Below are 20131 nucleotides of genomic sequence, written 5' to 3' on the forward strand. Positions count from 1 at the left end.
ACCTCAACGGAACCAAACAAGAGACAAAGGTCGATAGAGACCCAAACAGCTCAGGTTGGGTTTAACTGCCCAGAATCGCCGTACATTCCAAGCGTTCCTGACTGGCATCCCGTCGTTGCACCCGAAGACTGATCAGCTTGGCCAGGTAGTTGGCATCCTCTTGAATCCCACAGAATCGACCTGAACCCCAGGTATGCAACCAGGGCAGCCCTAAAAAGTAGAGCCCGGAACTGGTCGTGACGCCCCGCTCATGGGCGGGTTGTCCTGAACCATCGAAAACAGGCACATCAACCCAACTGAAGTCGCTGCGATAGCCCATGCACCAGATCACTGCAGCAAGGGGTGTATGCCTTAGATCCAAACCTGGGTCTGTTGCCGTGGATGGATGCCAACACGGTGAATAAACATCCTCCTCAGGGATGGATCGCTCGAAATCCTGCTGCTCAATCCACGAATCAATACTGCTACGAATCCTGCAATACACGGCATCAGCATGATCGAGATTTTCAGCCAGATCCATGGCGAAGCCAATGTGATCGGCTTCAATCGTGGAGAGACGACCATGCAGATTGAGGCCCTCGAGAGCGCGTCGGCGAAGGTCAATCTCACGACCACCATCCCTGCCAGTGAGGTAGTGATTGGTTTTGGCGCGAACAGAACGGGGGTCGCTGTGCTCACTGATTGGCATGGCGTAGTACCCCATACGATCGAGCCAATCAACAACGTCACGACCGCGATAACGCCTGGGAGAACGAGGTGCACTGCCGACACTCAAGTGCACCTCCCGGCCGGCAAGAAACAGGTCTTCTGCGATCTGACTTCCGGACTGACCACTACCAACAACAAGGACCGGACCCGAGGGCAGCGATTCAGGATTGCGGTAGTCGCAAGCATCGAGTTGCCGAACGGTAGTTGGTAGACGTTCAGCCAAAGGATGGCGCTTGGGGATGTGATAACCGCCTGTTGCCACAACCACGTGATCAGCGTTGATCACACCCTCGGTGGTGTGCAGGCGATAACGACCGCCGCTGTGCGTGAGTCGGCGAACAGCGATACCCTCACGGACATCGGCACCCACGTGTTGAGCGAAGCGCCTCAAAAAATCAACGATCGCCCTTTTGTCCATAAAGCCATCGGGGTCGTGACCGTCGTAGGGAAATCCCGGCAACCGGCATTGCCAATTCGGCGTGACCAGGCAAAACGAGTCCCAGCGTTGCTGATCCCATGCAAAACCAATCTTGTTTTTCTCCAAGACAAGGGGCCGAAGGCCTTGGCGATGTAATGCTTCGGCAACGGAAAGGCCAGCCTGGCCTGCGCCAATCACAACAACCGTCTTCAGCTTGCAGCTATCGGACGATTGAGTCATGAAAAGACATAAGATTAGATTTTAACTTTGCCCCATTCAACAGCCAAAAGATGTAGCAGTAAATACAATTTATCGACGGTCAATCCGCATGTGAAACGCAGCATTTTGTCGCATTAGAAACTTTTTTTGGCGCCGGGGCGAGTCAGCCTGAACTTACTTGGAGTTTTGTGACATGCCCTCCGTTGAGCGTCCTGCCAATCAACCGGGTGATTTTCTCGTTGACTACGAAGAAAAGGTTTTTCCTGATGTGAAGGCAGATCCCGGCGAAAAGGCCCTGGTCACTTTTCACACCGTGGCATTTGAAGGTTCGATCGGGCTGGTCAACCTGTTGCAAGCCAGCCGATTAATTACCAAGGGATTTGAAACGTCAGTTCTGCTCTACGGTCCTGGTGTGACCTTGGGAGTTCAAAGAGGATTCCCGAAGCTCGGTGATGCCGCCTTTGACGGACATCTCAATTTCAATGCACGCCTTCAAAAATTTATGGATCAGGGGGGGAAAGTTTATGCGTGCCGTTTTGCTCTACAGGCGCTTTACGGCCATGGGGAAGGTGCATTGATGCCTGGGATTACTCCTGTTAATCCATTGGATGTTCTGGATATCGTCCTGATGCACCGGAAGGAAGGTGCCTTCATTCTTGACACGTGGACTCTCTGATTCAAAACAGTTTGCATTCATGGTTTCCCCATTGAAAGTTGCTGCAGCCCAGATCCGTCCAGTGTTATTCAACCTGGATGGATCTCTACAAAGAGTTCTGGATGCCATGGCCGAAGCTGCGGCTCAGGGTGTTCAACTGATTGTCTTTCCAGAAACATTTCTCCCGTATTACCCCTATTTCTCATTCGTTGAACCTCCTGTTCGCATGGGGAAAGCACATTTGGCGCTGTACGAGCAAGCGGTTGTTGTTCCTGGGCCAATAACTGATGCAGTGTCGAGTGCTGCCCAGCAACACGGCATGCAGGTGTTACTGGGAGTGAACGAACGGGACGGGGGCACTCTCTACAACACGCAACTGCTGTTCAACAGTTGTGGTGAGCTTGTGTTGAAGCGGCGCAAAATCACACCCACGTATCACGAGCGAATGGTGTGGGGCCAAGGCGATGGCTCCGGTTTGAAGGTGGTGCCGACCGCGATTGGACGCATTGGAGCCTTGGCTTGCTGGGAGCACTACAACCCCCTAGCTCGCTACGCCCTGATGGCTCAGGGAGAAGAACTGCATTGTGCGCAGTTTCCTGGTTCGCTGGTCGGTCCGATTTTCAGCGAACAAACGGCCGTCACCATGCGCCACCACGCTTTAGAGGCCGGTTGTTTCGTGATCTGTTCCTCCGGCTGGCTGGATCCCAGTGACCACACCCTAATCACATCAGACGAATCTCTTCACAGAGCCTTCCGCGGGGGATGTCACACGGCAGTGATCAGTCCGGAGGGTCGATACCTGGCCGGTCCGCTACCCGATGGAGAAGGCTTAGCCGTCGCCGAGCTTGATCTCTCCTTAATCACCAAGCGCAAACGGATGATGGACAGTGTTGGGCATTACAGCCGCCCGGAGCTTTTGTCGTTGCAGATCAACAACGCAGAAAACTCGCCGATGCAAACCATGACGGCTCCATCGACAAGACGTATTGATCCAGGCCCGATTACATCGGCGACACCCCAGCACGAGGACATGAACCATGTCTGAACTGGGGCGACTGGTAACCGAACTGCAGGTCAAAGGGGTGCAGACAGAATCGGTTGAGGGGAACCGTGGTCGTCGCGGTGGAGCAGGCCCTTCAGACCACAGGGCGCTCACCCTCGATGGAACCACGGTGATGGTACCGGTGTACAACGCCTCCGCATCGACCTCTCAATACAGATTGAATGCCTCCTCCCAGGGAGGTGTGGAGCTTGAAGGACCGCAGGCTGGCATCACTGATCAGATCTCCACAACACAACAGCCGGCGTTCTATGAGCTCTCAACGGCGGATGGAATTCCTTACCGATCGATTGCGTTGTTGCACGGTCGGGATGTGCTGGCAACAACGTTGCTGCAGACCTGCATTCGCTTCCGAGACCGCAGTCAGTCATGCCAATTCTGCGCCATTGAACAATCGTTGGAGGATGCCCGCACCGTTGTGCGGAAAAGCCCGGAACACGTTGCTGAAGTAGCCGAGGCTGCGGTACGTCTCGACGGTGTGCGCCAACTGGTGATGACGACCGGCACGCCCAACAGCGACGACAGGGGCGCACGGATGATGGCTGAGACGGCTACCGCCGTAAAACAACGGGTGAATCTTCCGATCCAGGGTCAGTGCGAACCCCCGGATGATCCGCTCTGGTACGACCGCATGAAACAGGCGGGAATCGACAGCCTTGGCATGCACCTCGAGGTGGTGGAACCGGATGTGCGTCGCCGCATTCTTCCAGGAAAGTCGGAACTCACTCTGGAGCGCTACTACAACGCCTTTGCTGATGCGGTGAAGGTGTTCGGACGAGGGCAGGTGTCGACCTATCTGCTCGCCGGATTGGGGGATAGTCATGACGCTCTGCTTGCATGCTCAAGTCGGCTCGTTGAGATCGGGGTTTATCCCTTCGTGGTGCCATTTGTTCCCATCTCTGGAACGCCACTCGAACATCACCCCGCACCGAGCACAGACTTCATGATCAACGTCTACCAAGGCGTCGCCAAAATCCTGCGAGACGGAAATCTGAGATCTGATCAAATGCAAGCCGGTTGTGCGAAATGCGGTGCATGTTCGGCTCTATCGCTGTTTGAAGACCACGCCTGAACACCATGGTCTTCCTTGATCCCAGCAGTCGCGACATTGGCAGCAGCTTCAGCTCTGCCCCGCACCTGTTCACCCCATCGGTGCGTTGCGGTGTTGGCATCGATGCCGATGACTTTCGGTTGTCACCAACGGCGACCTCAGAACAATTCACCTTCCATGTGCTGGGGCCCAATACCCCTCTTCTGCAGGGCTACTGGAAGCTTCGTCGAAAAATTTTTTGCGACGAGCAACATGTCTTTGAGACATCAGACCGAGATGGGCACGACGCCACCGCCATTCCCATTGCCGCGCTACATCACGGAGAGGAAGACACGGCAAGGGTCGTGGGCGTCGTTCGGATTGTCGAAACAGAACCAGGTCTCTGGTATGGAGGCCGCCTCGGCGTTCACAGCGCTTATCGGCGCCACAACCAAATTGGAAAAGGCTTGATCTGGAAAGCAGTCACCCGGGCCAATGGCTGGGGTTGTGCTGAATTTCTGGCCACTGTCCAAATCCAGAATGTGCGTTTTTTCAAACGGTTGCATTGGACATCGATCCGGGAAATCGAGATAAGGGGCATTCGCCATCACCTGATGCAAGCCGATTTGAACTACTACACACCCTCCAACGAACGCCGCCCCCATCAGCTCTCAGTTGCATGAACGTTGAACGCTTGATTCAGCAACTGCGTCAGAACAAGGGACTGCGTTCAAAGAGGGACATTCAGCCCGCAGCTCAGATCTTTCCCCATCAGCCGTTTCCAAACCTGGGCCATGCAGCGCTACTGGGAGACGATGCCGCTGTCTTACCGGCCCAAAACGGCAGCTTGCTGATGGCCTGTGAGGGGATGCATCCCACCCTGGTGGCAAACGATCCCTGGTTCGCAGGCTGGTGCGGGGTGTTGGTGAATCTCTCCGACATCGCTGCGATGGGGGGGCGGCCAATCGCGGTGCTGAACAGCATCTGGACGCGCAGACGGGGGGAACTCGAAAGAATGCAAGCCGGCATGCAAACGGCTTGTGAACGCTTTGCCGTCCCAATGGTGGGAGGGCATTCAAACCAACAAAGCCCTTACGACGCACTATCTGTCGCCGTGCTGGGAGTAACGGAGGGGCCAATACTTTCAGCGCGAGCAGCTGAACCTGGAGATGAGCTTTGGTGGCTGATCAACCACAACGGCTCGTTTTACAAGCACTATCCGTTCTGGGATGCAGCAACAGCAGCGCCTGGAGAACAGCTGCGCGATCATTTGGCACTTCTACCCGCATTGGCCAAAGACAAGACAATTCACGCTGCGAAAGACATCAGCATGGGTGGCATTACAGGTACAACAGCGATGTTTGCCGAAGCTTGCGGACTGACCATCACGTTGAATCGAAACGCCATCAGACGACCATCAGGGGTGGGTGAACTAAAATGGTTAACTTGCTTTCCAAGTTTCGGATTCTTGCTGGCCGTTCAGCCATCAAAAACGAATCAGCTTCGAGGGCACCTGAATCGAACCAACAACCTGACCTACTGCCCAATTGGTTGCTTCTCCGCGGGGGAAGCAGGGGTATTCATTAACGATGGCGACAGCACACACACATTGTGGAGATCGGACGAGGGTCTTACCGGTTTTGGATGTGCTTGATGCGACAGCAGGTGGGAGCAGATAGCAGCGATAGTTACAGTGAGATTCATGGATTCAATGCCCGAGGTTCAACTCGAACTTGAGTGGCCTGATGGGCAATGCAGTACATTGTATTCGCCATCAACAGTGATCCTTAACTATTTCAAAACTGGTGACTCAATGAGTGTCACCGAACTCGAATCGTTAGGGACAAAAGCTTTACGACAAGCCTCTGAACGGGTTCGAGAACGTTTTGGTTTTTCCTGCACACGCACGGACGAACAGGAAGCACAACTCCGCGAATGGGTCGCTCGATACGACCCCAAAGCGATCGTACGTGTCATGAACCAACTCCCCTAAACAAATCTTCTTCAATGACTGGAAAGCCACCATTCCCCCCCTTCACCCTTGAAACTGCCAAACAAAAAGCAAGAATGGCTGAAAATGCCTGGAACAGCAAAGACCCTGACAAAGTATCTCTGGCCTATACAGAAGACAGCGTATGGAGAAACCGCAGTGAATTCATTTATGGTCGGAAGGAAATCCTAGAATTTCTGAAACGCAAATGGGCCAAAGAGCTTGATTACAAACTAATCAAAGAAGTTTGGGCTTTCACCGACAACCGAATAGCTGTTCGGTTTCAATATGAGTGGCATGATGGTGCTGATCAGTGGTTTCGAGCCCATGGGAATGAAAACTGGGAGTTTTCAGACAACGGTTTGATGAGAAGACGCGAAGCAAGCATCAACGACATACCGATCAAATTGGAAGATCGAAAATTCACTTGGGGAGATGGTGCACGACCTGAGGATTTTCCAGGTCTCACCGAACTGGGCCTTTAATGGCTGGAGACCCGTTCAGTCGGCTGGTTCAGCAAATCAACGATGTCGATGATCTGAGAGTCTTCATGGATTTGCATGTTTATGCCGTGTGGGATTTCATGCATCTCCTCAAAGGGCTTCAGCGGACAGTTGGCAAACATCAACCTGAATTAAAGACTCTGGTCGATGAACTCATCACAGAAGAAGAAAGCGATCACTTACCGGTTGGCTTGGGCGGACCAGCTGAACTGAGTCATTTTGAGATTTATGTTTGTGCCATGCGTGAAATCGAGGCAGATACAGGGGCAATGACGTCAAGGATCGACAACATGCGGCGATGCAGTTTGAAGGAGATGCTTGCTGATCCAACAGTGCCTGAGGCAAGCCGTGCTTTCATGACCAACACGCAAAACTGCTTGGAAGACGGACAGCCTGAAGTGGTTGCTGGCGCTTACACCTACGGCCGAGAGTTACTGATGCCAAAGCTGTTTGCAGAGCTTCGAAATCGGCTCATCCAACTTCAACTTCCCTGTCCAACACTGAACTGGTACCTGGAGCGCCACATCAGTCTTGATGGGGAAACCCATGGTCCGCTAGCGATCCAACTCGTCGAGAAGCTAATAGGCAACGACCCTGAAGCGAAAAAGCGCGTTGAAGTCATCAAAAAAAAGACACTCTTTGCTCGAGCAGAATTCTGGAACAGGATCTCAGAAACCATTAAGAAAGCGAAACAACCAAATTGAAGGCCAACTGCATGGCGAACAAAGCAATAAAGCCCCCGCAAGAAAAGGGCTATGTCATGAGAGACGTGCTTGCTTGAAACAATCAATCACCGCAAGTACAGCCACAGGAACCGGTCCCATGACAGGGCTCACCATTGGGGTGACCCGTTGCACAGGCATCGGAACAAAAGCTTTGTCCATGACTAACAACAGCACTTGACTCCTGCACATCACAGGAACAAGAGGGACATGCGCACTTTGAGAGAACTGCTGACATTTGAAACGAGACCCCTAATTGATTTTCTAAACCCTACAGCATCGTAAGCAGAAAACAGCAAAATCCTCATACAAAATTCATTCAACGGGAGAATGATTCTCATTTCGAATTGACGGCAACAAATGCTTATCAAGACCTCAGGTTCAACAAAAAGCTTGGAGAACGAAACAATTAATAGAAGACAAGACTGGATCAAAGGCAACCATCCAGAATAGAACCGAGAGACAAGAGGCAAAACAATCAGGAAAGCAGCAATTGACGCGGTTCCAATGCACGCATTGATTCGAAAGGATCAACCAGGCCCCAAAACAACGATTGAAGTGACGATACAAGATACATTTTTGAACATTGAGACAAGTTGCCGTGCATCGATTGCTAAACAAAGGGAAAAAATCACAAATTAAACAAGATAAATCGACAACAAACAGACTGGCTCAAAGATGGATTCAAAAACCAGTAATCGGGAAAAACCTCTATTCAAGGTATGAAATACTTAGGGCCAACAAACGACAGCCGGATTTTAGGGTTTGACGTCATGTCATAATAACCAAATCACTAAAATCAACCGATCGGAGAGAAATAAAACATATGAAAGATGAATCAGCTAGGATTAGCAAATTAGATCTGCATGAACATGAAACTCGTCATGATCGCCTGCCTTGGAAGCATGCTTCTAAGTACAGCAGCGCACAGCCACGGCAATGAACATGGTGGCGGGACAACATTGGATACAGAACACAACAACAACGGGCCCGTCATTCATCTCTATAGAGAGGCATCGTGCGGATGCTGCACAAAATGGGGGAATTCAATGCTGAAAGGCGGTTACCAGGTTGTTGACCATGTCACAGACGACATGCAAGAACTAAAGAAAAGCGAAGGAATCTCGGGCGACATGTCGTCATGCCACACAGCATTTGTTGGCGGTTATTTCATTGAAGGACACGTGCCAATTGAATCTATTGATAGGTTGTTAGATGAAATGCCGAACATTGCAGGTTTGACAGTTCCTGGAATGCCACTCGGTTCTCCCGGGATGGAAGCACCAATGGTGAAGGGAGATTCCTATTCAGTCATCGCAGTCTCCAATCAGGGAGATAAAGCGGTGTACAACTCCTACGTGGGGTCGACCCTCGTAAAATGAAAAAGCCAAAACATACTCAATCCAAAACTCTATTTAGCAAACAACCAACATGAAAAATTTGGCATTAACAAATACTTGCATCAAAACAATTGCGTTCCTCACTTGTGCATATGCAGTAAATATTGAATACGCTCATGCCCATGGGAAAGGAATGTATACAACACAAGCAGCCGCAGAGGAACGAGCCAAAGAACTCAATTGTGAAGGAACACATGAAAACAACGGAAAATGGATGCCATGTCGCGATGAAGCAGACCTGCACAAGGCACTTCGAAAACAGTGAAAGTCCGTAGACTCCATCGGCTCTTAGTACCCATTGCAGCAGCCCCCCTGCTGATCACTACCTTGACGGGATCGATTTACAGCGGCCTTCTGGAATTCAACATTGATGCATTTTGGCTGTTGAAAATACACACTGGCAGGTTTGGGGCAATTAACCTGCAGCCTTCATATTCCATTATTCTAGGTGTACTGTCATGTATTGTTATTGTATCTGGCTCGCTTCTTTGGTTGCCAAGAAAACGTCAGAATAGAAATTGATAGCAAACAAACATTTTAATATTCAGGTTGAAACAACTTCATGGGCGCATCGCATGAATTCACATTCCATCTGAAAAACATGCCGACCCTTTATCTTCACACATTCAATCAACGAATAAAACGACTGATTGGTCACTTCAACGCCCTGGGCGTCTCAAGAGCGGCTTTTGACTCTCATAGAAACCAAGAATTTCATCATGAATACGACACCCTAAAATCTGGTTTGACTGCAAAAGTCAACACATGAATGCACAAAATAACAAATGGAAGAAAAATGGTTAAAATCAAAAAATACTTAGTTCATGATGTCCACGTTGCAAATGTAATCAGTTTTGATATCAACAACACTCAAATTGCTTTCAGTTGCAATTCTTTCTTTTACAGCTGTATTACAGTCAAGTCATGGGGCTGAACTGAAGAAGGTTCGAGTGGGGATGATTCACTCACTCACAGGAACAATGGCCGTGGAGGAAACGGGGCTTGTGGAAGCAGAAATGATGGCGATCGCAGAAATCAATGCAAATGGGGGAAATTCGGATCAACAAACAGCACAATCTCATCTAACCGATCCTGAGAGATGCTGCCTCAGTGGCCAGAACACGCCCGCCAAGCCAATGACCTAATTGTTCGAAACCAAGTCGCTGCCCTATTCCGTGGATGGACTTCAGCCAGCCGTAAAGCAATGTTGCCAGTGGTTGAGGCGCTGACCATCTCTTATTTTATCCAATCTATTATGAAGGACAAGAATATTTGCGCAATATTTTTTATACAGGTGCTACACCAAATCAACAATCAGAACCAGCAATCCTATTCATGCACCAACAACCCACGGCAGCTGGAAAACCTTTTTTCTCGTCGGTTCTGACTATGTATTCCCGCAAACCTAACATATGATCACAAGAGAACAGTTGAAAGGACTCGGGGCATCAGTTGTTGGGGAATAGTACTTGCCATTGGGAGATACAGATGTCGGAGCAACCATTCAAATGATCAAGGCAACGATGCCCGATGGAGGTCTCATCAATGATTTGAACGGAAATCAAAATATTGCATTTTTCAGAGGATGGAAAGCAAAAACACTGACCCCTGACAATGGTTATTAGATGATGAATCTTACACTGCACGGCCCAGAACTGGAACTGATCGACCACCATTATTGGTCTGGTCATTATGTAACTTGGAATTACATGATGTCTGATCAATCGCGCTCATCCCAAAAGTTTGTACGCTCATTTCAACAACGCTATGGAGCTGATCGATGGCTAACGGGTCCTCAGGAATCCGCATACACAATGGTTTATCAATGGAAACAAGCTGTTGAGAAAGCAAAGTCATTCGCTTCACCTAAAGTACGTGAAGCACTTGTTGGAGTGACCTTCCAAGCTCCGCAGGGAAGAGTTCAGATGATGCCAAATCATCATCTTGCGCAGTCTGTACCCATCGCGCAGATCACACCAACGGGTTCGATGCGTATCGTTGCAGAAAGTAAAAGCATGGTTGAACCGCATGCATGGAGTCGCTATGAACCCGTGATGCGAGGCTATGCCTGCAACTGGGCGAATTCTTCCGGGGGCTGCGTTTTAAATTCTAATGACTTTTTATTACCCAAGGGCGTTTGGGGACTGGTAGAAAGACTCGATAACAGTTTGAAGGTAGCTGTTCCTAAAAATTCACTTGGTTAATGATTAGGGAGTTGTGGTCATCCCTGTGGAGATCCGGGTCCGGGCCCATCGTCATCTTTATAGACAACAGATCGGGAAACCACTGAGTGGTGGCCAACTCCAGATTCAAGCCGTCTTGCCCCACCGTTCCCAGCAATTCAGATATTCTGCCTGCATCAAGAGCCCAGTCCATTTCCCTGTGCCAAATGGGCCCAGGGCTTGAACTTCCTTTTCAAATAGGCGAAACGCAGCAACTGCTTTTTCCTGATGTAGCAACAGAACAGGATTCTGCAGTTCAGAACCACCCCATAGAAGAAGTGTTGGTGGGTCATGGAGATGTCAACGCACGACTTTGGGTGGTGGATTTCAGGAGCGGCAGGGCTTCACCAGCAACTCACCACCAATACGGGAGATCCACACCAGAAAGCATCAGACGCCTCTCAAAAAAGGATGTGATCTTGTGAATGTCGAGGGCAATACAGCTCACGGCAATTCACACAACCCCCATCTACTCGATCAATGAACAACACTGAACTTTCTCTTGAGCAACTCGAGAGCTGCAATGGTGGTTTAGGTTTCAACCCATTTGTTTCAACCATTGTTCAGGCAGCTCATGGATACAGTTTTGCAAAAAGTATCGATCAACAAACCAAAGACAGGCCCATCAATACTGCTCTTGACAAAGCACGGAAAGCAGTGCCAGAGCCATTATCTTGGTACATTTGAACCCCTATAAAATCTTTGTCTTCAACCATTACTTCAACCCTCTCATAACAATGACTTCTTCGATTTCATCTTCTACTGACCAATACGATCAAGAACTTTCTATTGATGAACTATCTAATATCAACGCAGGCGCATTACCTGCAGCAGCAATTGTCGCTGGTATTGGTGGGGCTGCGGGAATTCAGCTGGCGACACTTATCGCAACACCTATTATATTAAATACGATCGCAAAAGAGGCCAACAAAAAAAAATAATTAATTTATTAATTTCACTCAAAAAAAACCTCGCCCCCATGAGAGGCGAGGTTTTGTTAATTAAAGCGTTTCGCCAATCATTCATTCCGATCACTGTTCAGCTAATGCTTATTTTGAAGCAGCTCAAGCTCTCCGTAGAACAGTGTCATCACAAGAATGATGCCGAGGCCAAGAATGGTGGCCAGCGCGAGTGCATTGAGCATTTGCTTTTCCTATTTTCTGACCTTGGTCTACTCCTGCTCAAGTGGTCATTCAAGAAGGAGAACCGTCATTTTGAGATCGCAAAACCGACCCATCGAAGCGCTGGCTTCAGACTCCTTGTTCAACCTCTCCAGGTAACGGTATTGAGCCAGAACCAGCGACGAGGTAGAAGAGTTCAGTCGTGCGCCGAGCTGAAAGCCCGAGGGTCCAGAATTCGAATGCTCGTGGGTATCAAATCAGAACCTTTCAGGTGAAGCGTTGACCGACTGCTTTCTAGGCAGTTGCTCTATGCAGTTTCAGTTTCTGATGCCAACCCCATTTGCTTTTGCCCTATCGGCGCTTGGAAGCCAGAGCCAGTGTGCGGCTCAGCTGCCGTTGAGAAATCCGGCCGAATCGTCTGCTCCAAACAGTTGTCGATAGGCCGAAGCTGTGATCACGAAGACCACTGGAACCGCTGCAAGCAGACCAAAACCACAGGCACAGACCCCCAAAAACAGGATCACAACCTGCATCACCAGAAGCCCGAGCACCTGCCACCACTGGCTCTGAACGGTGCAGATCCCTTGTTGGATCGTTGCGATCGGTCCCAGACCCTTAACAACAGCGAGATAGCCGAGGAAAGCCTGATTCACCTGGATGTAAATACCAAGCACGGACCCAACCAGCAGAACGGCAAGGGCGCTGGGACTCAGTAGGACTTTCGTCGCAAGATCCTGGACGACAGGAATCAAGGCGGTGATCTGGTCGAGATCCGACGGATCGATCTCCATCAAAAGCATGGAGAGCTCACCTAAAATCTCGTTGGCATCAGCGGCGATCAGGGCGAGCCAAAAAACGGCAAAGCCGATCACCAGCAGCAACATGGCCAGGATCAACTGGCGGCTGAAAAGTCTCCAGATCGCGCCCGGATTGATGGCGATAAAGTCACGAAAACGCGGAGAATTGCCATTCAGGCCGACCCATGCACCACGCATGATTCCGATCGTGGCCCAAAGGTCTACCAAGGTGGTGGCGATGATGCCGGCCAAGCCTGGAATCTGATCAACCACAGTGGACAGGATGAAGGCCGCAAGCACAAAGAAAACAAACGGCCATGGAGCACGACGGAAGGTCTGCCAGCCTTCCTGGATGGCGAGACCGATGGAAAGACGCGGACTGGACGGGGCGTCGGTCATGGAACCTCAACGCGACGACTGGAGGGTAAAGGCGCCAGGGACGGACGTCAGCGACTGCAACAGGGAGATGAGATCGATGGGCATCTTCACATCGACGCTGGACGTCTGGCGGCTGAAGCTGAGACATAGAAAGGCTTCTTTTTTGCTTCGCGAACGGCAGATCTTCGGTATCACTTTGGATGGCACAGGACCCGATGCACTGGAGGTCTAGCTGACGACAACCGTCTTAATGTTGGAGTGATGTGGTGGCTGCTTTTGAGGAGATTAATGCCCAAAAGGATTCTGCCGTGCTGATCCACTCCGCAGGAAAAGTCTTAAACGGTCGTGAAGATGCAAGAAACTTTTCAGCGCTGCAACCCCGGTCATTGATGAAATTCCACTCCTAAAGCTCACCCTTGCCCCCACATTGTGTCCTAGGGGTCGTGCAGATGACCAAAATCAGGCGAAGGATGGTGCGTGTGACCAACCTCACATGCGCCGCTGACTCAAGTCATCGATTCGAGCACTGATTACGGAGATGGTGTGTTCATCGGAGGAACACACGCCAATTTCACTTTCTCAATCATGACCAACCAACCTGAACTTGATCTTTCACAGCTTCAATCCATCTCAGCTGGAACAGCTGCAAATGATGACTTTTGCGTTGACCCTTTGGTTCTGATGTGGAAGTTACAAAATCCTGGCAAGGCTCTTCCGTGGTTTCTTGGGGGAAAGAAAGATCTTTCTTCTAAATTCTGATCCATTTTATTCATCACATTCACTACCTCACACACAACCAATGAACAACTCTGAACTTTCGATTGAACAACTCGAAACCTGCAGCGGCGGAGCTGCATGGATTCCTGCGGGTTACATTATCGCCAAGGAAGGGGCAAAAGCGGTTCAATTCTACAAAGATCTGTACCAGAACCTTAAAGACGGCAAATGTGTTGGTGCAGCAGTTGTAGCCGCTGGCCACAGCTCAGGCACAATTGAAAAAGACTGATTTAAGTCAACATCAACAGCATCCCCGTCAGCAATGGCGGGTTTTTGCATTAAAATGAATGGTCACTGCTTAAGTCAATCCATCAGAGATACACCATGAGCAATACAAATTAAGATCAGAATAATAACTAATACTACGGCTAAACATGACACAAAAAGCTAGATTACCAGAGCAGCACCAGCGATAAGGGTGTACTATTTTGCGAGAAGCAGTGCAGACGTTGCAACATTGCAAAAAGACTTGTACGAACCGATTCCACACCCTAAAATACTAACGTCCTGCAATCTCGAATAAAATTATTGATGTTTTTTGCTAAAAGACGGCTATTAATGGTGGCTGGCCCATCAGGAAGCGGGAAGTCAACGTTCATTCGACTGATGACCGACAACAATCAAAACATTTTCACCAACGAAGTTCTCAGAAAAACATTGTCATGCAATCGCATCAAAGCCAAAAGACTAAAGGGGAATAAACTGCGCGATATTTTTTCTGAGCAAAGAAACTTTTTAGATGCCATAAAAGGACATAGAGATTTTATATTGCACATCGACACGACAGGGCCACGCTACAAAGAGAATTTAATTCTCTTGCCCGAACTGTTCAAGATATTTGATGTGATAGCATCGGTTCAAGTTTTTACGCAAATAGACATCTGGTATCAGCGAAATATTGAAAGAATCGAAAACAAAACCCAAAAACCAAGCAAGATCGTCAAACGAATTTTAAAACTTTACTCATCAGAGAAGGCACGCAAAACAAAGAAAGCAGAATCTGTCTATTTAAAAAGTTTTACGGACTGGGAATCGTTCTTAACATCCAATGGAATTTCACGTCAGTTAAAAATAGATACCATTAAACAAACAATTAACTATTCTTCGATAGCTGATAAGTCAGATCAAGACAAATTCTCATGAAATCATTAATAACATTAAAAGCTTATATCAACTCAAATCAGCGCTGGCATGAATCACTATAAGCGATCTTGACTAAAATTTTCAGGAATCTCTCGACCACACATCGCTTTTAGAAATTAGATAGAATAGTGATTACAATCAAGCCACACAATTGACGCAATTCGTGAAGTCCAAAAACGAAGAGGCAAAATTAAAAAAAGAATAGGCGGCAAAACCACACCTTTTCCAACGAAGATCCCAGTTGATGCCGAAAATAATTGCACACGATACAGTTGATACCATGAAGGATTGATGACATATTGTTGATATCGTCACGAGGCAAATCAAGGGACAAGAAAACTTCTGCCAATGGCTCGATGACCAAGACCTAGTTTATTACTGACGATCCATTATTAGGCGAAAATATTGATACAATATTCGAACCGAGCCAATATCGCGATGATATTCAACAAATTAGTGACTCATTGATGTTTTTAATCGTCTCACCAATTAAAAATGCATCATCATTAACTGATTGCTACTTATCGAGAGGAGACGGCCATTACCAACTTCCTTACCAGAAATGCGTTGGAACCATCTTGAATGCTTGATCATATCCATCTGATTAAGAAGCCCAAACTATTCAAAGCATGACCATGGCGAAAGGGTGGGTGATTCATCAAGCACGGCTGGAAGGCAGGTTTCAACGAGACAAGCAAACCTAGCTGCATGATCCGATGCTGTTCGTGGATGACTGTAAGAAGGTGTTAGACAGTCAACTAGCCCTTCTCATGAGCAGACGACATCTACGAAAACCAGGCGCGATTGAGCTTCGGCAGCCAATGAAGCGTGGTGGCTGGAAACCTTGTAAGCTGTTATGGCATGCTGATGCAGAGGTTTAAGAGGGAATGGAGTCATTACAATTCAAGGAGTTATGTCAAAGTGAGTGATAAAATCTGCTGCTATTTTAGCTATTCTTCTTATAGCAATTCCTACGACTGCTCAAACTCAATTACCGCAACTAATTTGTGATGATCAAGAATGGTGTATAGGAGGTTGTTCTGGCCCCAATGAATGCGACAAGATAAAAATAATACGAAACAATTGGCCTTCCGTTACCCACTATACAAAAACTCAAAAATACATGTTTACGAGTGAAACCAATTGCCAGATGTTCAATGGCCGCATGAACCACACATTCACAGCTGTTGACGGAGAAACTATCGAAAAGAAATGGGAACTTCGTAAGCCAGGATCAATCGGTTGGGCAACGTCCGGTGCAGCTTGTCAAAAAGCATATAAGGACAGATTTATAGATAAAATCTTTGATTAACCATGAAATTGCTCTTGCAATATTTCCGATATCTAATTTATTTTTAAATCGTCTTTCTTGGTTATATTGAAAAGATTTTCCATTACTGCCATCAATCGAGGAGAATTAAGCTTTAACGTCGGCTCGCAGTACTGGTTCAGCGTTTGAGTGCTTAGAGAGCATCAATCACCTTCTCTAATCCGAAAGGTGACATCGTCTGACATTGTGCAGGTTGATCTGCCATGTCATCGTCTCCACCTCGATGTTCATCGCTATTCACTGGGACAACGAAAGGGATGGGCTGCTGAGGTGAGCTTAGGCGAATAGGGAAATCCGCCTATTCACATTTCGTTACAAGAGCAGTAAGATTCTTATAGATTCCAAAAGGTGCACTAGTGACTTCCAGCTCCGACGCTAATTGGTATCAGGAAGCTGCTGCAGCCCAAATCAAGGCTGAACGCACGCAAAAAGCTGATCTACTCAATGGACGTCTGGCAATGCTGGGATTTGCCATTGGCCTCATTACAGAAGCAGTCACTGGACAAGGCATCATCAACCAAATTAGCTTCGGCGTCTTTGGCATCAACTAATGAACGACGACACAACTGCCAGATGGAGTCTGATTGCACTGACAGCATTTGTTTCAAATGCAGCGATTAACCGACTTGCTCAACCTACAAGCCTACCTTCTCAAAAACAAACAGTCGACTGATGACAATTGATAATCGCTGCAGAGAACAACGAGACGTTGCTGACAGGATGTTTATGGATTTCAAGTACACACCACCGGGCTCTAAAGAACAAATCCGTGCGCTGACAACACTCAGTTTTCTTATTGGTATGTGGGCTGATTTCCTCGTGATTGAAGAGAGACGTATGGATGCTGCAATATCTCTCATGTAAAGGACTTGTCGCAGGTTTTCAGTATCAACAATAAGAAAATGAGTCTTTTGACTTATGGATGGTCTGCAATTGGCTGCCTATGAAGGGTAAAGCCACCAAGTGATCATGGATTCATTTTTCTTCATTAGTATCAATGCAGGTTTGCTCCTGTTGTTATTCGTGGGTTTGACATCAGCCAAAAATAAAATCAAGGCGGGGCGTAAAGAGGTTGCTTAAATAGAAATAGATCACATTGGCAGTTCCGCAATCAACCTCAGCTCTGTTGATCTGTCAACAGGAATTGTTCAGGCCCTTCGCTAAAATCACTACCGATATCGATGCAGCTCGCAGGCACAGTAAGTAGCTGCAATGCGATGAAGAGGAGTCGATGGATGACAAACACTGAGGGGGGATCATCTGATACCCGTTAGGCTGACGTGCTACCAACTAAAAACGGGATAAGCTCGGGCCAATATCAAAAGCTCCTGTACTCGCATAAATATGGCGAAAGGATATGGTGCGCTTGGAGCCGATGCTGACCTACAAAACTTGGCTCACAACTTTTGGCTGAAAATCGTTGGTATTACGGTGACGGCCCCTGATGGATTCGAACCGATGACCGACTATTTAGATTGAGAACAAAGCTGCTCTCTTCAGATCAGCCAGCACCACTGATAGAGAAGCTGGATGACATGATGGGGACAGAATTCGAGCGCACCACTTTGCAGTTGTGGGGGTCGCAGACCCAGCCATAGAATGGTTTTACGTGCAAAGAATTAGTCGTATAAATCGTTGCCAAGCAATTTGCCATTAGATATAATTTAGGCTAAATCCTACGCCGAATAAATGAAAACATCTTCCTCAGTAGCCGCGTCTCTAGTTATTTCTGGAGTTTCGCTGCTCATCACTCTTCTTCCCTCTGGAGCTTCAAACATTGAATGTTCTGAATTGGCGAATTATTTTGCAAATGGCGATATCAACTTTGACGAAAACCTTAGATGTAGAAACAGATCTGGATTGGAGATGTCCTATGGAAGATACTGCACTAGAACACAAGGCATTGTTTGCAAGAAGGGAAGGGGGTCGTATTAAAAATACTTGGTGTTCGCGAATGTCGCCATCAAGCACTCGACAAAACAGTCAGCAGACCCGTCTAATATGGGGTTCTCTTTCGTTAAATTCAATGCAGTATAATCAAGCTATTTGATGTTAAATATTTTGTTCTTGCAGTCTAAGCAGATGTTTCGCATCACCACAGTCCTGGCTGCAGGCTTATCCTTGATGCTACCTGTAACCAGCCCTCTGCTCCTTGGATTGACTTCTGCCGTAGGTATTGGAGCGGAGGTGCTGTTAACTCAGACAGCCCATGCACAGAGCGCTGAAGATTGGTACAACTCAGGTATGGTGAAAGCAAAAAGCGGAAATCTGAAAGGTGCAATTGCCGATTGGACCAAAGCGATAGAGATCTATCCTCAGTATGCATTTGCTTATTACAATCGAGGGCTTGCAAGACGTAAATTAGGTGATTTAAAGGGGGCCATTACAGATAACACGAAAGCCATAGACATATTACCCGATTATGCATGGGCCTATTATAATCGCGGAAATATCAAGCATGACTTGAAGGATTATCAGGGCGCTATAGCTGATTATACAGAGGCGATACAAATCAATTCTAAATTCTCAATAGCTTACGGCAATCGTGGGTTTTCGAAAGAAAAAATATCTGATTACAAAGGAGCTATTGTTGATTACACCATGGCAATAAAGATCAATCCTCAAGATGCTATGGCCTATAGTAACCGTGGTCTAATCAAGTTTAATACATACGGTGACCTAAAAGGTGCCTGCTCTGATTGGAAAAAGGCAGCAAAGTTTGGTCACACCAGTGCTGCGAAATGGGTTAGGGAAGATTGTGAATGATAGAACTTTTTATTTAATCCTCTGCAAAAAATAACTAGTTCACTTAATTTTTTGAGGACAGCAATTTCATTATCAAAAAAGTGTTTCAAGGGCTACTGATGAGCCATGGGGTGTAGTCCAAATACTTAAAAAAAATTGTTGAAAAAGCATCCCACAAACCCGAATGCTGCGTGAGACCAAAAGTATGATTGCAATTAAGATATAATCTTATTTGCTTTTGAGAGCGGTAAATCTTTAACGCAATTCAAAATGAAATTCAATCGCTAAATCTTTAGTTTCTATCCTATCCGATGCAAACAAACTGTCTAAGCAACTCATACCTTCAAGGTATTTGTATCGTGTCATCTATTAATGGATGAAATGCTGAGTATTCATTGGTCAACAAGATAATAGCCTCACATTTGTGAGGCTTCATTCCTCAGTGATTAGCCAGCAACAGCAGAGATGCTGTAGGGCGCTTCAGGGGAGCTTGTAGGCATGGGATCGAGTTTTCCTTGCGCCAATGCTTTCGCGCGGAGATACATCTGGCTTGAGGTTGCACCAGCTGCTTCCATTGCTTTAGCAACAACATCCCAGTTGCGGATTTCGGTGGACATTTTCAATGTCGATGAAGGACCCAACAACTGTGGCTATCCCAATGACCTAGTGATGACGTTGAAACCCGCCCCTAAGCCGAACACGCAGATTGAAAGAGCACTTGTTAAGAGTCGCGTGCCAGCCTCATTTTGATACGCAGCCAAGTTCCAACAGATCACAGAGCCGAAAGATCGTCTTCTTCTCGGGGTGTCATGAAAACGCGCCCTCTGAATCACCCTTCTGTCTTTTGATATCAGTTTCGAATGGTGGCCAGACTCCACCAATTCCGAACAAGAACCGCCCACTTATTCGTGGA

Annotated in this window: 27 protein-coding genes and 2 pseudogenes; 25 read left to right on the forward strand and 4 right to left on the reverse strand. The window is 47.7% G+C overall.

The window, feature by feature from the left end; all coding sequences use genetic code 11:
• Positions 1 to 61: 61 nt before the first annotated feature.
• Positions 62 to 1366 (reverse strand): MSMEG_0569 family flavin-dependent oxidoreductase, encoded by a 1305-nt coding sequence (locus SIB64_RS11905; protein WP_413440408.1) that lies wholly within the window; start codon positions 1364 to 1366, stop codon positions 62 to 64.
• Positions 1367 to 1538: 172 nt separating this feature from the next.
• Here SIB64_RS11905 and SIB64_RS11910 point away from each other — a divergent pair, with 172 nt between their 5' ends.
• From SIB64_RS11910 to SIB64_RS11945, 8 genes are read left to right on the forward strand one after another with little or no spacing between them, the layout of a single operon-like run.
• Positions 1539 to 2021: an MSMEG_0572/Sll0783 family nitrogen starvation response protein gene (locus SIB64_RS11910; RefSeq protein WP_413440410.1), complete on the forward strand. Its 483-nt coding sequence runs from the start codon at positions 1539 to 1541 to the stop codon at positions 2019 to 2021.
• A gap of 19 nt (positions 2022 to 2040) precedes the next feature.
• Entirely contained in the window at positions 2041 to 3045 is a 1005-nt protein-coding gene (locus SIB64_RS11915) for a Nit6803 family nitrilase (RefSeq protein ID WP_413440411.1), read from the forward strand.
• The gene (locus tag SIB64_RS11920) at positions 3038 to 4132 is read left to right on the forward strand and encodes an MSMEG_0568 family radical SAM protein (RefSeq protein WP_413440412.1); all 1095 of its coding nucleotides are present in this window, start codon (positions 3038 to 3040) and stop codon (positions 4130 to 4132) included. The genes SIB64_RS11915 and SIB64_RS11920 overlap by 8 nt, the downstream gene beginning before the upstream one ends.
• A gap of 5 nt (positions 4133 to 4137) precedes the next feature.
• Positions 4138 to 4773 (forward strand): MSMEG_0567/Sll0786 family nitrogen starvation N-acetyltransferase, encoded by a 636-nt coding sequence (locus SIB64_RS11925; protein WP_413440413.1) that lies wholly within the window; start codon positions 4138 to 4140, stop codon positions 4771 to 4773.
• Positions 4770 to 5744: a sll0787 family AIR synthase-like protein gene (locus tag SIB64_RS11930; RefSeq protein ID WP_413440414.1), complete on the forward strand. Its 975-nt coding sequence runs from the start codon at positions 4770 to 4772 to the stop codon at positions 5742 to 5744. The genes SIB64_RS11925 and SIB64_RS11930 overlap by 4 nt, the downstream gene beginning before the upstream one ends.
• 48 nt (positions 5745 to 5792) lie before the next feature.
• Complete coding sequence (locus tag SIB64_RS11935) at positions 5793 to 6083, forward strand: MSMEG_0570 family nitrogen starvation response protein (protein WP_413440415.1); 291 nt, start codon at positions 5793 to 5795, stop codon at positions 6081 to 6083.
• A gap of 14 nt (positions 6084 to 6097) precedes the next feature.
• Positions 6098 to 6565 carry a DUF1348 family protein gene (locus SIB64_RS11940; RefSeq protein ID WP_413440416.1) on the forward strand — a complete coding sequence of 156 codons (468 nt, stop codon included), beginning with the start codon at positions 6098 to 6100 and terminating at the stop codon, positions 6563 to 6565.
• On the forward strand, positions 6565 to 7287 hold the full coding sequence (locus SIB64_RS11945; protein WP_413440417.1) for a DUF3050 domain-containing protein: 723 nt from the start codon (positions 6565 to 6567) through the stop codon (positions 7285 to 7287). Before SIB64_RS11940 ends, SIB64_RS11945 begins: the two co-directional genes overlap by 1 nt.
• Positions 7288 to 7369: 82 nt before the next feature.
• On the opposite strand, the gene SIB64_RS11950 is transcribed toward SIB64_RS11945, so the two are convergent.
• Positions 7370 to 7543 carry a conjugal transfer protein TrbI gene (locus tag SIB64_RS11950; protein WP_413440418.1) on the reverse strand — a complete coding sequence of 58 codons (174 nt, stop codon included), beginning with the start codon at positions 7541 to 7543 and terminating at the stop codon, positions 7370 to 7372.
• Between the two features lie 634 nt (positions 7544 to 8177).
• Here SIB64_RS11950 and SIB64_RS11955 point away from each other — a divergent pair.
• The 9 genes and pseudogenes from SIB64_RS11955 (at position 8178) to SIB64_RS11995 (ending at position 11868) form a co-directional block, all read left to right on the forward strand.
• Positions 8178 to 8687 carry a DUF411 domain-containing protein gene (locus SIB64_RS11955; protein WP_413440419.1) on the forward strand — a complete coding sequence of 170 codons (510 nt, stop codon included), beginning with the start codon at positions 8178 to 8180 and terminating at the stop codon, positions 8685 to 8687.
• Positions 8688 to 8736: 49 nt separating this feature from the next.
• Positions 8737 to 8970, forward strand: a complete 234-nt coding sequence (locus SIB64_RS11960; RefSeq protein WP_413440420.1) for a gibberellin regulated protein — start codon at positions 8737 to 8739, stop codon at positions 8968 to 8970.
• Positions 8967 to 9227: a hypothetical protein gene (locus SIB64_RS11965; RefSeq protein WP_413440421.1), complete on the forward strand. Its 261-nt coding sequence runs from the start codon at positions 8967 to 8969 to the stop codon at positions 9225 to 9227. Before SIB64_RS11960 ends, SIB64_RS11965 begins: the two co-directional genes overlap by 4 nt.
• Before the next feature lie 40 nt (positions 9228 to 9267).
• Positions 9268 to 9474, forward strand: a complete 207-nt coding sequence (locus SIB64_RS11970) for a hypothetical protein (RefSeq protein WP_413440423.1) — start codon at positions 9268 to 9270, stop codon at positions 9472 to 9474.
• Positions 9475 to 9661: 187 nt separating this feature from the next.
• Entirely contained in the window at positions 9662 to 9850 is a 189-nt protein-coding gene (locus SIB64_RS11975; protein WP_413443013.1) for a transporter substrate-binding protein, read from the forward strand.
• Positions 9805 to 10121, forward strand: a pseudogene (locus SIB64_RS11980) (transporter substrate-binding protein). Before SIB64_RS11975 ends, SIB64_RS11980 begins: the two are co-directional and overlap by 46 nt.
• Before the next feature lie 59 nt (positions 10122 to 10180).
• A pseudogene (locus SIB64_RS11985) lies at positions 10181 to 10909 on the forward strand (transporter substrate-binding protein).
• A 498-nt stretch (positions 10910 to 11407) separates the two neighbouring features.
• On the forward strand, positions 11408 to 11614 hold the full coding sequence (locus tag SIB64_RS11990) for a hypothetical protein (RefSeq protein ID WP_413440424.1): 207 nt from the start codon (positions 11408 to 11410) through the stop codon (positions 11612 to 11614).
• A 50-nt stretch (positions 11615 to 11664) separates the two neighbouring features.
• A complete protein-coding gene (locus tag SIB64_RS11995; protein WP_413440425.1) occupies positions 11665 to 11868 on the forward strand; it encodes a hypothetical protein in 204 nt (67 codons plus the stop codon).
• A 566-nt stretch (positions 11869 to 12434) separates the two neighbouring features.
• Here SIB64_RS11995 and SIB64_RS12000 read toward each other — a convergent pair.
• Complete coding sequence (locus SIB64_RS12000) at positions 12435 to 13244, reverse strand: hypothetical protein (protein ID WP_413440426.1); 810 nt, start codon at positions 13242 to 13244, stop codon at positions 12435 to 12437.
• Between SIB64_RS12000 and SIB64_RS12005 the strand changes: the two genes are divergently transcribed.
• The 8 genes from SIB64_RS12005 (at position 13243) to SIB64_RS12040 (ending at position 19239) form a co-directional block, all read left to right on the forward strand.
• Positions 13243 to 13455, forward strand: a complete 213-nt coding sequence (locus SIB64_RS12005) for a hypothetical protein (RefSeq protein ID WP_413440427.1) — start codon at positions 13243 to 13245, stop codon at positions 13453 to 13455. The genes SIB64_RS12000 and SIB64_RS12005 overlap by 2 nt on opposite strands.
• Before the next feature lie 353 nt (positions 13456 to 13808).
• A complete protein-coding gene (locus SIB64_RS12010) occupies positions 13809 to 13982 on the forward strand; it encodes a hypothetical protein (protein WP_413440428.1) in 174 nt (57 codons plus the stop codon).
• Between the two features lie 40 nt (positions 13983 to 14022).
• Positions 14023 to 14229, forward strand: a complete 207-nt coding sequence (locus SIB64_RS12015) for a CCRG-2 family RiPP (RefSeq protein ID WP_413440429.1) — start codon at positions 14023 to 14025, stop codon at positions 14227 to 14229.
• 302 nt (positions 14230 to 14531) lie between these two features.
• Positions 14532 to 15143: a hypothetical protein gene (locus SIB64_RS12020; protein WP_413440430.1), complete on the forward strand. Its 612-nt coding sequence runs from the start codon at positions 14532 to 14534 to the stop codon at positions 15141 to 15143.
• A 716-nt stretch (positions 15144 to 15859) separates the two neighbouring features.
• Positions 15860 to 16024 carry a hypothetical protein gene (locus SIB64_RS12025; protein ID WP_413440431.1) on the forward strand — a complete coding sequence of 55 codons (165 nt, stop codon included), beginning with the start codon at positions 15860 to 15862 and terminating at the stop codon, positions 16022 to 16024.
• Between the two features lie 44 nt (positions 16025 to 16068).
• Positions 16069 to 16455, forward strand: coding sequence for a hypothetical protein (locus tag SIB64_RS12030; protein ID WP_413440432.1), 387 nt, complete (start codon positions 16069 to 16071; stop codon positions 16453 to 16455).
• Positions 16456 to 16829: 374 nt separating this feature from the next.
• On the forward strand, positions 16830 to 17024 hold the full coding sequence (locus SIB64_RS12035) for a chlorophyll a/b-binding protein (protein WP_413440433.1): 195 nt from the start codon (positions 16830 to 16832) through the stop codon (positions 17022 to 17024).
• 1531 nt (positions 17025 to 18555) lie between these two features.
• The gene (locus tag SIB64_RS12040; RefSeq protein WP_413440434.1) at positions 18556 to 19239 is read left to right on the forward strand and encodes a tetratricopeptide repeat protein; all 684 of its coding nucleotides are present in this window, start codon (positions 18556 to 18558) and stop codon (positions 19237 to 19239) included.
• 425 nt (positions 19240 to 19664) lie between these two features.
• Here the strand turns inward: SIB64_RS12040 and SIB64_RS12045 are convergent, their stop codons facing one another.
• Positions 19665 to 19835: a hypothetical protein gene (locus SIB64_RS12045; protein WP_413440435.1), complete on the reverse strand. Its 171-nt coding sequence runs from the start codon at positions 19833 to 19835 to the stop codon at positions 19665 to 19667.
• Positions 19836 to 20131 lie beyond the last annotated feature (296 nt).

The organism is Synechococcus sp. MIT S1220 (assembly GCF_047303025.1).
In the GTDB taxonomy this organism is placed as follows: Bacteria; Cyanobacteriota; Cyanobacteriia; order PCC-6307; family Cyanobiaceae; genus Parasynechococcus.